This window comes from Amycolatopsis halotolerans (assembly GCF_042647905.1).
In the GTDB taxonomy this organism is placed as follows: Bacteria; Actinomycetota; Actinomycetes; order Mycobacteriales; family Pseudonocardiaceae; genus Amycolatopsis; species Amycolatopsis halotolerans.
This window is the reverse complement of record NZ_JBHRWI010000060.1, coordinates 46781-61426: the sequence shown is the minus strand read 5'-3', so window position 1 is coordinate 61426 and position 14646 is coordinate 46781. Positions and strand designations below refer to the sequence as shown.

Below are 14646 nucleotides of genomic sequence, written 5' to 3'. Positions count from 1 at the left end.
CGACGTTCGCGACGGTGCTTGTCGTCCATGACGCTAAGTCGCGCGGAACACAGAGTGAAGTATCTATTGCCTACGCACTGATAAGGAACCATTATCACCGGCGTGGAACTCCGCCAGCTTCGCTACTTCGTCGCGGTCGCCGAGGAACGCAGTTTCCGCCGCGCGGCCGAACGGCTGCACCTCGCCCAGCCCGCGCTCAGCCAGCAGATCGCGAAGCTGGAGAAAGAGCTGTCCGTGCGGCTGCTCCTGCGGACCACCCGCAGCGTCGAGCTGACCGAACCGGGCCGCGTGCTGCTCACCGAGGGCCGTCGCGTGCTCGCGGGCAGCCAGCACGCCCTCACCGCCGTCGCGCACGCCGCGCGCGGCGAACTCGGGCTGTTGCGGATCGGGTTCGTCAGCTCGGCCGCGCTCGAAATCGTTCCCGCCACAGTGCTGGAGATGCGGCGGCAATGGCCGAATGTCCGTTTCGAACTGACTGAATCGACCACCGACGCGCAGATCGCCGCACTCGGCGACGGCCAGCTCGACGTCGGCATCGCGCGCGAGGTCGGCGAAGCCGCCGGACTGACCGTGCACCCGCTGGGCCGCGAACGGCTGATCGTGGCCGTGTCCGAGACGCATCCATTGGCGGACAACGAAACCGTCGAGATGGCGGAGCTGGCCGACGAGCCCTTCCTCGCCTTCCCGCGCACTCGCGTCTCGCGGCTGCACGACCACATCGAGACGCTGTGCCTGCGCGCCGGATTCCGCATGCGAGTGGTCCAGGAGGCCGTCCAGTTCCCCACCATGCTCGGCCTCGTCGCGGCCGACACCGGCATCGCGATAGTGCCGAACGCCTTGCGCGCCTTGCAGTTGCCCGGACTGCGCTATCTCGCGCTCACCGACGCTGGCGCGTTCTCGACCGTCTCGGCGATCTCGCGCACCGATCACGAAAACAACCCGGTGGTCGACCGTTTCCTCAGCGTCGCGCGTGCCCGATGATGTCCCGGTGGACTTCGAAGCGCACCGCGGCGAACTGACCGCTTACTGCTACCGGATGGTCGGCTCGTTCCACGAGGCCGAGGACCTGGTGCAGGAAACGCTGCTGCGCGCGTGGAATGCCCGCGACCGGTACGACTCGGCCCGCGCTTCGGTGCGGACCTGGCTGTACCGGCTCGCGACCAACCTCTGCCTCACCGCCCTTGAGGGCCGTGCGCGTCGGCCGTTGCCGTCCGGCCTCGGCGCCGCCAGCGACGATCCGGGCGCGCCACTGCAACCGGCGACGGACATCCCGTGGCTGCAGCCGTTCCCCGACGCACGCTGCGAGGCCGACACCCGCGCCGGACTGCGGCTGGCGTGGGTCGCCGCGACGCAGGTCCTCCCCGCGAAGCAGCGGGCGGTCGTCGTGCTCCGGTCGGTGCTCGAGTTCAGCGCGGCCGAGGTCGCGACGCAGCTGGAGACCACCGTTCCGGCCGTCAACAGCGCGCTGCAACGAGCCCGCGCTGCCCTCGCCGACGCGGGCGCAATGGACGAGGTCGCCGAGCCGGACGACGCGCAGACCCAAGCCGTGATCGACCGGTACGCGCAAGCCTTCGAGGACGCCGACGTCGAGGCGCTCGTCAAGCTGCTCACCGACGACGCGATCCTGGAGATGCCGCCGGTGCCGCTCTGGTTCCAGGGCACCGACGACTACGGCCGGTTCATGCACCGGGTGTTCGAGATGCGCGGAGTCGGCTGGAGCGTCCGCGGGCTGACCGCCAACGGGCAGCCCGCGCTCGCCGTCTACACGCCCGACGGGCAACTGCACACCCTGCAGGTCTTCACGGTGACCGGCGGGCGGATTTCGCACAACGTCGTCTTCGCCGATCCGCGCGTTTTCGAGGCGTTCGACCTGCCGCCGAAGATTTTTTAGCCGGGAGCGATGAGTTCGGGCGGGGCCGCCGGTAGGTACTGGCGACACCGATTGAAGGGATCTCCGCCATGAGCGTCATCGTCATCGCCTTCACCACCCTCGACGGCATCTCGTCCGACCCGGACGGCTCCTCCGGCACCCCCGGCGGCGGCTGGGCCTTCCGGCACGGCCCGGAGTCCGTCTCGGGTGACAAATTCCGGCTCGGGAGCACGCTGGACGACGGCGTCCTGCTGCTCGGCCGCAAGACCTGGCAGCTGTTCTCGAACCTCTGGCCGCACCGCGACGACCCGTTCTCGCAGCGGATGAACGCCGCGGCCAAGCTGGTCGCCACCAGCACTCTGGCCGACACCAGCGCGTGGCAGAACTCCTCGGTTCTCGACGGCGACCTGGTGGACGCGGTGAAGCGGGAAGAGCGCGACATCGTCGTCACCGGCAGCCTGAGCGTCGTGCACACCCTGACGGCAGCCGACCTGGTCGACGAGTACCGGCTGCTGACCTTCCCCACCGTCCTGGGCGCCGGGACCCGCCTTTTCCCGGACGGCACCGGACCCGCCCACCTGGATTGCGTGTCGGCCGAACGCGTTGGCGCGGCGACGCTTTCGCGGTATGTGCGCGAAAATTCAGTGGAGGGCTCCGGGAGGTAGGCCGTACCGTCGCTGGCCATGTTGCTGCTCGTTTCGGGCGCGTCCAGCGTCGGCAAAACCACCGCTCGCTTGCACGCGCGGCAGCTGCTCGACGACACGTACGAGAACGCCGAACTGAGCACGCTCGGCCCGATCCCGGCCGTGCAGACCGTCGCGTGGCGGCAGGAGCGGGTGGAAGTCGCGGTGCGACGCGCGATCGCGCTCGAAGCCGAGGGCAGGCATCTGCTGCTGGCCGGCGATCCGGTGCCGCTCGGCGAAGCGCTGGCCGCGCCGAGTGCCGATCGGATCGACATCGCCGCCTGCCTGCTCGACCTCAGCGACGAGGCCCACCTGGCTCGGCTCGCCCGTCGCGGCGAGCCGAGCCACGCGAATCAAGCATTCGCGGCGTGGCTTCGCGCGCACGCGCACGATCCCGGACACCTTCCGGAAGCCGTCACGAACGACTCCTGGCCCGAGATGCGCTGGGACCGCTGGGTCGGCCGTTCCCCCGGTCCGGAGTGGGCGATGACGGTGCTCGACACGTCTTCGCTCGGCCCGGAGGAGGTCGGCCAGGCAGTCGCGGAATGGTGCCGCCGGGCGGTGGCCGGGGAGGCTCCGGTCTTCCCGGCTGGCTGGTTCGCGGAGGTCCGTGAGGGACGCTGAGTCCCAAGTGCCGGGAACTTAACCTCCGAGACTCCGGCCTGTCGAACGTCCACAAAGGACACCAACAGCGCCGGACTGCCCGGCTTGCCGCCAGGTGGCCTTGTCTTGTGGTCCGTGAAGGGCTCCTTGAGGGAATCAGATTCCCTCAAGGAGCCCTTCACGGACCACAACCCGACTCCCGCGTCCGCAGCCCACAACGACCCGCACTCACCCTGACCCCACCAGCCGAGCCGGGGAAACACGCCGCAAGCGCGTCCACATCACAATCTCAAGTTCCCGGCATGGGGACTCTGAGTCCGTCAGGGTTCCCCTCACGGACGTGACTCAGTCCGCGTATCCGTGCTCGTGCGCGTACCGCACCGCCTGCGCCCGGGTCCCGCATCCGGTCTTCGCGAAAATCCGGTTCACGTGCGTCTTCACTGTCGCCTCGCTGACCTGCAGTTCCCGCGCGATCTCCCGGTTCCCCCGCCCCGCCGCGACGTGTTTCAGCACGTCCACCTCCCGCGCGGTCAGCCCGTCCTCCGGCGGCGCGGCCGGACGCCGGGCCGCGGCCAGCAACGTCCGCTGCACCGCCAGGTCCATCACGGTCTGCCCAGCCGCCGCCGCATGGATCGCCCGGCCGATCTCGTCGCCATTCGCCGCCTTGGTCACGTAACCGACCGCGCCCGCGTCCAACGCGCGCACGATCGAGGCACTGTCCGCATAAGTGGTGAGCACGACGACCCGGGTGCCGGGCAACTCCGCGACAATCCGCCGAGTCGCCGCCGCCCCGTCGCAGCGCGGCAGATCGAGGTCCATCAGCACCACGTCGGGCTGCAGCCGCACGGTTTCCTCGATCGCCGCGAGACCGTCGCCCGCCTGTCCGACGACCTCGATGTCCGGCAGCAGCCCGACCAGCAGCACCAGGCCCTCCCGCACCGCGGGCTGGTCCTCGGCCACGAGCACGCGCACGATCGTCATGCCGGGATCCTCACCGACAACCGCCAGCCCGCGCCGTCCGGGCCCGCGGTCACCTCGCCGCCGACCAGTTCCGCGCGCTCGCGCAAGCCGGTCAGGCCGTATCCGGCCCCGGGCAGACCGCTGCCGGAACCGGTCCGGTTGACGACCGTCATCGCCACCTCGCTGTCCAGATAGGACAGTTCAACCGACACCGGTGCACCGGCGGCATGCTTGCGGGCATTGGAAAGTCCTTCTTGGACAGTGCGGTAGAGCAGCAGGGTGACGTCCGCGGGGAGTTCGCGAGGCTCGCCGGTCACCTGGATCGAAGCGTTGTCCGGCAGCGAGCCGAACAACTCCGGCAACGCCATCGGATCACCGCGCAACGCGTGCACCGCTCGACGCGTCTCGATCAAACCGTCCTGCGCCAACTGTCCGGCCTTCTGCACGCAAGCGGCGAGTTTTTCGTCCGGAGACGGCAATTCGGCCACGAGCCGCGCCGCCGCCTGCAAATGCAGCGACAGCGCCGAGAGCGAATGCGCCTGGATGTCGTGGACCTCCCGCGCCAGCCGGGCGCGTTCCTCCAGCGTCGCGCCCCTGGCCACGGCTTCCTGGGTGAGCCGGGTCTGATCCAGCAGGTCACGCGCTTGCCGCGCCTGCACCCGGTACTGCCGCCGGTTCAGTCCGAGCAGCACCACGACGGCCACCGCGAGCGCGTTCCCCGCCACAAGCCCGCCCGGCTGCCCGGCGAGATACCCGCCGACGGTGGCTGCGACCCCCGCGACCGCAGCCACCGTGATGATCTCCGCCGGGCGGATCGCCGCCAGCGAGGACAACACCAGCAAGGACAGGCAGAGCAACGACGGCCCGGTAAGACTTTGGTCCGCCACCGTCACGACCGTGCCGAACAGCGCGGCCAGCGAGAGCAGCACGCCAGCCGCACGCGGCCAGCGCAGGTCCAGCAGCCCGAACGCGAGGCCACTCGCGGCGGACGCCGCCAACGGCACCCACTCCCACTCCGCACCGGGCCGAGCGGTGACGAGGATCGCGACGAAGGCGACCGGTGTGAGCAGCCGCATCACCACCAGCGGCAGCCGGCTCATCACATCCCCTCCCCTGGGCTTCTTCGCTGCTCAGCGTAGTCAGACCCGCACTGGTCGCACGTCGTGGACCTCGTCCAGCCGCCGGGCGCGCCACAGCACCCCGCCGGCCCGCACCGCGACCATGGCCAGCGCCATCAGCACGAAGAACAGGCCGACGCCGTCCTCGTCCAGCTGCGCGCTGACCAGGAACTCGCCGACCTTCGCGGCGAACGAGTGCACGTTCTCCACCGCCCACACGAACACCAGCCGTCCCACCAGCACCGCGAGCCAGATCAGCAGGTACGGCCAGCCCGCCCAGGTCTGCACGCGCCCGGTGACCGGACTGCGCTCCACCCGGGTGGTCGCGATCAGCCCCGCGCCGGCGACCGCCCCGACGCCGGCCCCGACCAGGCCGGCCGCCACATTCGGCCCGGTGAGCGAGATGCCGCCGGTGAAGTACAGGACTCCGATGACGGTGCACGAAACGAACGGCATGATGCCCATGACCAGGTTGTGCCGACGGCGGCCCACCTGGGTGAAAAGAACGAGGGCGAGCAGGATCCCGCCCATGATGAGAGCGTCGGTCATCGCGGCCTTCTTCTCAGTCAGGCGGGCCGGAACACCCGCCTCGCCGACGCTAGGGCGCGGAGCCCGCCGGATCGTCCAACCGTCGACCGATTCCGGGTGGACGTGACGTACACCCGGAATACCGGGAAAGGCGCACCCGCACCGGTACACTGTGGAGCGTCAGCGGCCGAAGACGGCTGGGCGCGATCAAAAGCCGTGGAGCCGGACAAACGATGATTCCCGCATTGCTGGTCCTCTCGGCCGCGGTCCTGATGCGCGCGCTCGCGGCCAAACAGCTCGACCGGTGGAACATCGCCGCGCCCGTGCTGATGGTGCTGTGCGGAGTCGCGACCGCGCTGTTCGCGAATCCGGGAAAACTGCTCGAGCTCTTCGACACCGAAATCGCGCAGCACGTCGCCGAACTCATTCTCGCGATGCTGCTTTTCGTCGACGCCACCGAGGTCCGCGGCGGACGGCTGTGGGGACACGCGCCCGGTCTCGTCGCACGGGTGCTGTTCCTCGCGCTGCCGCTGAGCCTCGGGCTCGCCATGCTGGTCGGCTGGGCGTTCTTCCCGGAACTGTCGTGGCCGTTGCTGCTGATCGTCGCGTGCATCGTCATCCCGAGCGATTTCGCCGCCGCCGAACGCGTCGTACGGGACAAGACTCTGACGCCGCAAGTGCGCAGCGTGCTGAACGTCGAAAGCGGTTACAACGACGGTTTGGTGTCGCCGCTGTTCCTCTTCGCACTCATTCTCGCACGCAGCGACAATACGGCGAATACGGCCGGAAAAGCGCTAGCTACCGCGTTGCCGTTCGCGCTCAAGGCCATCGCCGCCGGCGCGATCATCGGCGCGGTGATCGGTTTCCTGCTGTTCCTCGCCGTCCGCTCCGGCTGGACTTCCGGACAGGGGCGGCGCATCGCGATCCTGACGACCCCGCTGCTGACCTACGCGGCCACCGTCGCCATCGACGGCAACGGATTCGTCGCCTGTTTCGTCTCCGGCATCGCCTTCCGCTACGTCTACCGCGCCTTCGCCGCGCGGCACCTCCGCACCTCGGACAGCGCCGCCCGGGAGCACTTCGCCCGGCCGTCGGAGGATCTGCAACTGCTCGAAGAGGTCACCGGGATCCTGACGATGGCGATGTGGTTCGTCGTCGGCGGGGCCGCGGTGGTCATGGTGTCCTTCGGCGTGCCGTGGGAGCCGGTCGTGTTCTGCCTCCTCGCGCTGACCGTTCTGCGGATCCTCCCGGTGATGCTGTCGCTGACGCGGACCCGGATGCCGCTGCGGGACCGGTTCCTCGTAGGCGCGCTCGGCCCGCGCGGCACAACGTCGATCGTGTTCGGGCTGCTCGCGATCAACGGCCTGACCGGCGAGGCAGGCGACCTCGTGCTGACGCTGACGGTGGTCTGCGTCCTCGGCAGCGTGGCCCTGCACGGGCTCGGGTCGACGCCGCTCATCGCCCGGTTGATGACTCCGCGGGCGCACCGACAGTCCGAGTAACATGCACTCAGAGTAGCCGCCGCTCGCTTTCGTAATTCCCAGCTACTACACAGGTTTCGCGGGAAAATCTCCCCCGCACGGGTGGTCTATCGGATCTTCCCGTAGCGTTCCGTGACCGCCAGCAGAGTAAGGGTCAAGCGCGACGCATCACGTCGCAGTTCCGCGCAGAGGACCCCGCTCATGTCCGCACCCACGCTCGCCGAACCCCAGGCCGGACGGCATCGTTCCGGCAGCGTGCGCGTCGTCGCCGTCATCCCCGCGCACGACGAAGAACCGCAGATCGCGCACACCGTCGCCGCGCTGCGCAGGCAGGACCGGCTCGTCGACGAGGTCTTCGTCGTCGCCGACAACTGCACCGACGACACCGCCGGAGCCGCCTCGGCGGCCGGAGCCCGGGTCCGGCCGTCCGAAAACAACACGCACAAGAAGGCAGGCGCACTGAACCAACTGCTGGCCTGGCTCCTGCCGCGCCTGGACGAGGACGACGTCATCCTCGTCCAAGACGCGGATTCCACTTTGGACCCGCAATTCGTGAGCACCGCCCTGCGCCACCTCGACCACGGCTACGGCGGCGTCGGCGGAGTGTTCCGCGGCGGTCCGGGCGGCGGGTTCGTCGGCCACCTGCAGCGCAACGAATACGCCCGCTACGCCCGCGACGTCCACCGGCTGCACGGAAAATGCCTGGTACTGACCGGAACCGCGGCGATGTTCCGGGTCAGCACTCTCCGCGAGGTCTCCGCCGCACGACTCGCCGGCCGCCTGCCCGCAGGCGACGGCAGCGGCGGAATCTACGACACCACCGTGCTCACCGAAGACAACGAACTCACCTTCGCCCTCCTGCACCTCGGCCACCGGGTGATCTCGCCCAGCGCCTGCACGCTGGAAACCGAGGTCATGACGACCTGGGGTGCACTGTGGACACAGCGTTTGCGATGGAAGCGCGGCGCGGTGGAGAACTGTGTCCAATATGGACTTACGCGCGTCACGTGGCGGTACTGGGGCAGGCAGCTGCTGACCATCGCCGGTGTCCTGGTGAGCGGAATCTACCTGACCACCCTGGCTTTGGCCCTCTCCCACGGCGGCCTCCACCTCAACCCGTGGTGGCTCGGCATCTCGGCGATCTTCGTGGTGGAACGAGTCGTGACGGTGCGGTACCGCGGCTGGCGCCGCATGCTGCTCGCCGCGTCCATGTACGAACTGGTCCTCGACTATTTCCTGCAGGCCTGCCATCTCAAGGCGTACGCGGACGCGCTCCTGCGCACCCGCAAGAACTGGTGAACACCGAGACGGAAACGAGAACCCCATGTACCAGAAAATCGGCGCGGCCTCGGCGGCCGGAGTGACCAGCGGACTCGCCTTCACCGGAGTGAACGCGATGTGGCTGCTGCTGGCCGGGTTCGCGTTGCTGGCGGCGGGAACCGCGTTGCTGCGGATCCTGCCGAGAGTGCGCGAGCAGAGCCGGTGACCTCGCTACCCTGAGCGCCCACGCCAGGAACTTGAGGTTGTGACGTGGACGCGCTTCCGGCGTGCTTCCCCGGCTCGGCTGGTTCGGTCAGGGTGAGTGCGGGTCGCTGTGGGCTGCGGACCCGGGAACGGAAGCCGTGCAGTGGTCCGTGAAGGGCTCCTTGAGGGAATCTGATTCCCTCAAGGAGCCCTTCACGGACCTCAAGACCCCGCTGCGGCCGCGGACAGCGACTTCTGTTTCCAGCTGCATCGAGCCGCGTTAGGCGAGTATGTCGCCGCGATCTGGGGCTGGGACGACGAAATCCAGCGCCGCTACCACGACCGCGCCATCACTCCCGGCCAATGGCAGGTGCTCACGGTCGACGGAGCGGACGCGGGCCTGCTCGTGGTCGAGTACCGGCCGGCGGGAACGGAAAATCCTCCTGGCCCGCGACCCGGACCAGGAGGATTGACCGCATCGGCCGCCGCGGTCAGCCCGCGTCCGTCACCGTCCCGGTGAGATCGATGTCCCGGCCGGATTCCGTCATGTGCAGCGAGACATGCTTCGCCGGATCAGCCCCGTCGTGGCGCACCGTCGGAATCGTCAGGTCGGCGCTCAGCTTCCCCGCCATGATCTGCACGCCCAGCGTCACCCCGGTCTCCGACAACGGCTGCGGCTTCTTCGGGTCCAGGCGGTGCTCGATCAGCCACTGCGGGTCGATGTCCGAGGTCATCAGTTCCGGCCCGGTCTTCGGCGCCTTCACCTCCGCCGTCAGGTAGAGGTCCGAATCGGCCACAGTGGACAGATTGACCGGCCAGGCCAGCACGCCGCCCTCGACCGCCGACACGTCCGTCTTGCCGACGCTCACCTCCGGCTCCGGGTCGTCGTTCTCGACGTTCACCGCGCCCTCGGCCGCTCCGACGACTGTGCCGTGAGTCGCTTTCACGTCGGCCAGCAGCCGGTACGGCCAGCTCCACCGGGTGTTCCCCACGACCGTCGCGGGCAGGTCGAGCGTGTGCTGCCCCGGCGCGAGCGTGACCGCCTGGTACGTCCATTTTTCCCTCGGCGAGAGCGAATCGGCCCGGAAGACCCGCACCGAACCGCCGCCGTCCCCGGTCACCGTGACCGGGATCTGGTACGTCTTCGAGCCGGAATCGCCTTCCTTGACCGTCATCGACCCGAGGTCGACACGGGTCAGCGGGGCCGGGTTCGGGTCGGGCAGGCCGGGCCGCCACGCGTACGCGTCCAGCAGCCACGCCTCGTCGCCCGCCTTCCGCGGCGTCAGCTCCAGACCGGCCACCTCCAGATACGGCGGCAGCGGGACCCGGACTTCCTGGCCCCAGAACGATTTCGTCCGTTCGGTCCCGGCCAGCCCGGCCACCGTCACCGCACCCAGCTTCGTGCGCTTGCCGTGCGTATCGGTGACCGCGACCTCGAACGACTCGGCCGGAGCGTTCTCCGGCGCGATGATCCGCATCGCCAACGCCCGCGCGCCGCTCGAAGAAACCGGGCCGGGCAACTGGATCTTCGCCGGCACGCCAGCCGCCGCCGAACGCACGTGCACGGCGGTCCGCGTCGGATCAGGCGCGTCCTCGAGCCCGACGAAATGCGGCGACTTGGAGGCGCCGGAATTCGCGAGGCACCGCTGATCCGGACCGACCTGCTGGCAGACGTCGCCGCTGCCGGTGACCTTCGTGGACGAATCCGGGACCAGCACCGGAGTCCGCGCACCGCCGAGAGCGTGCGTCAACACGTGCGCCGGATCGGCGGACGGCGCACGCACGCCGGAACCGTCCAACAACGGCTGCACCCGCAGATCGTGGTTCTGGAACAGCTGTGCCGCCGCGGCGACATAGGTCGCGCCGACCGCCCGCTGCTGCGCGTCCGTCAACCGCGCGGGCACGCCAGGCGAGCAATTCGGATCCGGCTGCGGAGAATAGAAATCGTCCTGCGCCGGGGCCACCGCGACGCCCGGAGTCCATTCGGCATTGAAGAAGTTGTGGTTCGCCCCCGAGACATACAGCGCGCTGTGCAAGGCCGTGTCCCGGCTGACGCCGCGTGCCGCGTCGATGTACTGCTGCCCTTGAAGATCCGAGACATCGCCGTCGCACGAGGGCAGGAAAGTGACCGACGGGACGTCCGGAGTCGGGTTGAGCCCAAACACGGTCGGCGCGATGAGCACGTCGCCGCGGATCTTCCACCGGACCGGCCCGGAGAACCCGGTGTCGCCCGGCGGCGGATACAAACTGTCCATCGCGGCGCGGTTGACGCCCTCGCCGCCTCGGGAATGCCCGACCAGCAACACATTCGACAGATCCGCCGCCGGGGAATCCCGCACGATCGCCGGAGCCGTCGAACGAGCGCTGCCGGACCAATCCGCCCAATGCGCGAGGTGCAGCCGGACCAGCGACGACCGGGCCTGCGCACCGCCGTCCTGCGCCGCGTGGTCGAGCGCGTTGATCGCGTCGGCCGAGATGGACACCGTCACGAATCCCTGCGACGCCAGCAATTCCTGGGTCTGCAGGTAGCCGCGGTAGCTCGGGATCGGCAGCATCCCGGCCTTGCACGGCCACTCCGGCGAATAGTCGTCCGGATCGGTCGGGTTGTAGCAGGGCTGGTGCCTGCCGTGCAGGAACACCACCAGCGGCCGGTTCCCCGGCGCGTGTTTCGGCGCGACGACCAGGCCCTGCATCTCGATCGGCCCGTCCAGTCCCGGCAGCCGCACCGGGTCGAGCGAGTACTCGCCCTTGACCGTCGAGAACTGCCCGGGTTTACCGGGATCCACCGCATTAGCGGGCAACGCGGGCAGCGGCGCCGGGGCCGGTTGGTCCGCTGTCGCCTTGGGCGCTTCGGTCAGCGAACGCCCGCCGACGCGCGCCTCGAGCCCGCGCACATCGCGGATCCCGCCGGCTGGCAGCGAGAACGTCCGGAGATCCGCCCGAGGCTGGGCACGGCCGAGCAGCTTGCCGCCGGACCAGAACTCCACCGCACCGTCGCCGAACAGCGGCTTCGGCGCCGTCCAGACCAGCTGGCCGTCCGCGACGCGCCATTCAGGCGACGCGGATGGACCAGCGGCTGGACGCGCCGCCGCCGCGGGCTGTGCCACCGTGACCGCCAGTACGGCGGCTGCCACGATGGGGACAAATTTGCGCAGAAGGACCTTCACTGGGTGCTCCCTCCCCGATGATCTTTCCTTTCTACCGGGAGAGCGACCGCTCGTGCCAGGCGTTCAGGCCCGGCTTTCCGGCAGCGAACCGTCATCAGCCCGGCGACGACGATCTCGCCGAACGCGTCGCCGATCCGCCGGGGCGTCATCGCGCCACGCCGATCACCGCGAACGCGAGCACCCGCGCGGTCGCGACCGGTTTGCACGCGCCGCTCTCGATCCCGCGCTCGACCACCTGGGTGACGAGCGCTTCGAACTCGTCGCGCTTGCGCTCGATCGAGACGAATGTCGTGCTGGAGAGAAACCGGCGCTCCTGCTGGAAAATCGAGATCTCGGACCGGCAGATGCCGATCGGCGAGCACCTCGCGGATCCGCCGCAGCTGGAAATCCATGAACTGGTCGTGGATTTCGTACAGCACGTCCTCCCTGGTCTCGAAATGGCAGGAGAAAGCGCCTTTGGCGAGCTTCGCATCGCGCCAGGGCAGAAGTGCCGCGATCGCGCACCCGCACCAACCGGCTGACACGAACGGAGCAACGCACCCCGAGCGTTCAGGCCCGCATAGTCGTCTCCGCCCACTCCTCAAAGGAGGTCAGCGGAATCCCGAGCTCGCGCGCGAACTCGGGCCGCGCGGGCTGGCCGATCTCGTTCAGCATCGTGTGCGAGAACCCCATCGGCGGCATCCCCGCAGCGAGCGCTTCGTCGACAGTCATGTCCGGCACCGCCAACGGCACCCCCAGCACGCGAGACAGCACCGGCGCGATCTCCGTCATCGTCCGGTAGTCGCTCGCCAATTCCAGTTCGACCCGGTCAAACCGCTCCGGCTCGGCGATGGCCGCGGCGGCCGCCCGGCCGATGTCCCGCACCGCCACCAGCGACAACCGAGTCTCCGGACGCAGGAGCGTCACCAACCCGCCCTCGATGCCGCGCGGGAACACATACTGCAGGGACGGCAGGAAGTTCTCCATGAAAAACCCCGGCTTGAGCAGCGTCCACCTCGGGAACCCGGCTGCCCGGAGCCGATCCTGGACCGCCGCCTTGGCCTCCATCGTCGGCGCCAGGAACGCCCAGCGCTCCTCGGCCAGTTCCGGCGACCCCGCCCCGCTCACCGAGGTATGCACGAACTGCGGCACCCCGGCTTTCTCCGCCGCGTCAACAAGGTTGATCCCCTGAGCCGCCTCGCCCGCGAAGTCCGGCTCCGGCCCGCTCATGTCCGGCATCTGCACGCTGAACACCGCCCGCACGCCCTTCACCGCGGGCGCCAGCCCGTCCCGATCACGCAAATCCCCGACGACGAGTTCGGCGCCCAACGCCTCGACCGCCTTCGCCCGCTCCACCGCCGGATCCCGGACCAGCGCGCGAACCGGCACGCCCGCCGCCAGCAACTCGCGCGCGGTCGCGCCGCCCTGCCGTCCCGTCGCGCCGACGACCAGTACCGGTGCTTGCTCAACCATGACTCTCCCTCGGAACACTAAGTGGCGGACCCCGCCGTTTCGTGTCCGCTACGATACGGCGGGGCCCGCCACTTAGCAAACCCGGAGGTCACGCCATGCCCGGCCAGCAACGCGCAGACGCACGGCGCAACTACGCGCGGATCCTGGAAGTGGCCGAGGAGGAGGTCGCCGCACACGGGGCGAACGCGTCGCTGGAACAGATCGCACGGACGGCCGGAGTCGGCTCCGCGACCGTGCGGCGGCACTTCCCCACCCGGCACGCGCTGCTGGAAGCGGTCTCGCAGGAACGGATCGCCCTGCTGGCCGCCCGCGCACAGGAGCTGGCAGGGGAATCCGACAGCCGCCGCGCACTCCTGGAATGGCTGGACGACGTCGTCAACTACTGCGTAACCGCCCGCGGCCTCGCGGCGGCCCTGGCGTACGACACGCCCGACCCGGCGCACGGGAACTCCTGCTCGATGACGCTGGAAGAGTCCGCGGCCCCGCTAGTCGCGCGCGCCGCCCGCGACGGGGCGGTCTCGCCGGGGGTGACCGTGGGCGACCTGATCGCGTTGATCGTCGGCATCACCTTGACGACCGAACGCCACCCCGACCCGGCTGCCGAGGCCAGCCGCCTGTTCCGGATCGCGGTGGCGGGGATCAGCCCGGAAAGCTAGCGCACTCGTCGCCGGTTCTCACCGCTGCTCACGACACTCCGCACCCCGGCGAGCAGCAATTCCAGCCCGAACGCGAACCGCTCCTCGAAGTCGAGCATCGACTCCATCGGCCCCGACTCCAGGTGCGCGTACTGCCGCGTCCCCAAAACCCCCATCAGCACGTCGATTTCGTCGCCGCTCGCGCCCTGCTCCTCGAGCGTTTCCCCGAGCACGTAGCAAAACACCGCGCCCGCCGCCCAGATCGCTTGTTTCCGTGGCAGCCCGGAAGCCAGCAGGCAGCCGAGCAGAGTGTCCACATAGGTCAGATTGCTGCGCTTGGCCGCGTAGTTCCCGCCGACAATCCGTGCCCCGTCGCGATGCGCGAGCAGCGCCGTGCGCAATCCGGCGGCCAAGCTCCGCACGCGGCTTTCCCAGTCGCCGTCCTCGGCGGGCAGGTCCGCGACCGCGCCGGCGAGGATCGCCTCGGCCATTTCGTCGATCAGCGCGTCCTTGCCGGCGAAGAGCCGGTAGATCGCGGGCAGGTGCAGCCCCATCCGGTCGGCCAGCTGGCGCATGGTGAGCGCCTCCAGCCCGCCCGCGTCGACCAGGTCCAGCGCCTCGGCCACCGCCCGCTCGGCCCGCGTCGCCGCGATTCCCGCCCGTTTCGCCTCGGTTGACATGTTAA

At 69.5% G+C, this 14646-nt stretch carries 15 protein-coding genes; 8 read left to right on the top strand and 7 right to left on the bottom strand.

Going from position 1 to position 14646, the window contains the following annotated elements; all coding sequences use genetic code 11:
* The first annotated feature begins 102 nt into the window (after positions 1-102).
* From ACFORO_RS38610 to ACFORO_RS38595, 4 genes are all read left to right on the top strand, one after another.
* The gene (locus ACFORO_RS38610) at positions 103-981 is read left to right on the top strand and encodes a LysR family transcriptional regulator (protein WP_354739681.1); all 879 of its coding nucleotides are present in this window, start codon (positions 103-105) and stop codon (positions 979-981) included.
* 7 nt (positions 982-988) lie between these two features.
* Entirely contained in the window at positions 989-1891 is a 903-nt protein-coding gene (locus tag ACFORO_RS38605) for an RNA polymerase subunit sigma-70 (protein ID WP_377873026.1), read from the top strand.
* A 68-nt stretch (positions 1892-1959) separates the two neighbouring features.
* Positions 1960-2535, top strand: coding sequence for a dihydrofolate reductase family protein (locus tag ACFORO_RS38600; protein WP_377873027.1), 576 nt, complete (start codon positions 1960-1962; stop codon positions 2533-2535).
* 18 nt (positions 2536-2553) lie between these two features.
* Positions 2554-3177: a hypothetical protein gene (locus ACFORO_RS38595; protein ID WP_377896743.1), complete on the top strand. Its 624-nt coding sequence runs from the start codon at positions 2554-2556 to the stop codon at positions 3175-3177.
* A 324-nt stretch (positions 3178-3501) separates the two neighbouring features.
* Here ACFORO_RS38595 and ACFORO_RS38590 read toward each other — a convergent pair whose 3' ends face one another.
* From ACFORO_RS38590 to ACFORO_RS38580, 3 genes are read right to left on the bottom strand one after another with little or no spacing between them, the layout of a single operon-like run.
* Complete coding sequence (locus ACFORO_RS38590; protein ID WP_377873029.1) at positions 3502-4137, bottom strand: response regulator; 636 nt, start codon at positions 4135-4137, stop codon at positions 3502-3504.
* Positions 4134-5216 carry a sensor histidine kinase gene (locus tag ACFORO_RS38585; protein WP_377873030.1) on the bottom strand — a complete coding sequence of 361 codons (1083 nt, stop codon included), beginning with the start codon at positions 5214-5216 and terminating at the stop codon, positions 4134-4136. Before ACFORO_RS38585 ends, ACFORO_RS38590 begins: the two co-directional genes overlap by 4 nt.
* Positions 5217-5255: 39 nt before the next feature.
* Complete coding sequence (locus ACFORO_RS38580; protein ID WP_377873031.1) at positions 5256-5783, bottom strand: DUF1453 domain-containing protein; 528 nt, start codon at positions 5781-5783, stop codon at positions 5256-5258.
* Positions 5784-5995: 212 nt separating this feature from the next.
* Here ACFORO_RS38580 and ACFORO_RS38575 point away from each other — a divergent pair, with 212 nt between their 5' ends.
* The 3 genes from ACFORO_RS38575 (at position 5996) to ACFORO_RS38565 (ending at position 8729) form a co-directional block, all read left to right on the top strand.
* Entirely contained in the window at positions 5996-7264 is a 1269-nt protein-coding gene (locus ACFORO_RS38575; RefSeq protein ID WP_354739695.1) for a cation:proton antiporter domain-containing protein, read from the top strand.
* A gap of 180 nt (positions 7265-7444) precedes the next feature.
* Positions 7445-8542 (top strand): glycosyltransferase, encoded by a 1098-nt coding sequence (locus tag ACFORO_RS38570; protein ID WP_377873032.1) that lies wholly within the window; start codon positions 7445-7447, stop codon positions 8540-8542.
* 25 nt (positions 8543-8567) lie between these two features.
* On the top strand, positions 8568-8729 hold the full coding sequence (locus tag ACFORO_RS38565; protein ID WP_354739701.1) for a hypothetical protein: 162 nt from the start codon (positions 8568-8570) through the stop codon (positions 8727-8729).
* 469 nt (positions 8730-9198) lie between these two features.
* Here the strand turns inward: ACFORO_RS38565 and ACFORO_RS38560 are convergent, their stop codons facing one another.
* The 3 genes from ACFORO_RS38560 to ACFORO_RS38550 all read right to left on the bottom strand — a co-directional run bounded on the left by ACFORO_RS38560 (position 9199) and on the right by ACFORO_RS38550 (position 13326).
* A complete protein-coding gene (locus ACFORO_RS38560; protein WP_377873033.1) occupies positions 9199-11874 on the bottom strand; it encodes a hypothetical protein in 2676 nt (891 codons plus the stop codon).
* A 145-nt stretch (positions 11875-12019) separates the two neighbouring features.
* Complete coding sequence (locus tag ACFORO_RS38555) at positions 12020-12346, bottom strand: hypothetical protein (RefSeq protein WP_377873034.1); 327 nt, start codon at positions 12344-12346, stop codon at positions 12020-12022.
* A gap of 77 nt (positions 12347-12423) precedes the next feature.
* A complete protein-coding gene (locus tag ACFORO_RS38550) occupies positions 12424-13326 on the bottom strand; it encodes an NmrA/HSCARG family protein (protein WP_377873035.1) in 903 nt (300 codons plus the stop codon).
* Positions 13327-13421: 95 nt separating this feature from the next.
* Here ACFORO_RS38550 and ACFORO_RS38545 point away from each other — a divergent pair, with 95 nt between their 5' ends.
* A complete protein-coding gene (locus tag ACFORO_RS38545) occupies positions 13422-13982 on the top strand; it encodes a TetR/AcrR family transcriptional regulator (RefSeq protein ID WP_377873036.1) in 561 nt (186 codons plus the stop codon).
* Here the strand turns inward: ACFORO_RS38545 and ACFORO_RS38540 are convergent.
* The gene (locus ACFORO_RS38540) at positions 13979-14641 is read right to left on the bottom strand and encodes a TetR/AcrR family transcriptional regulator C-terminal domain-containing protein (protein WP_377873037.1); all 663 of its coding nucleotides are present in this window, start codon (positions 14639-14641) and stop codon (positions 13979-13981) included. The two genes, ACFORO_RS38545 and ACFORO_RS38540, sit on opposite strands and share 4 nt — an antisense overlap.
* Positions 14642-14646 lie beyond the last annotated feature (5 nt).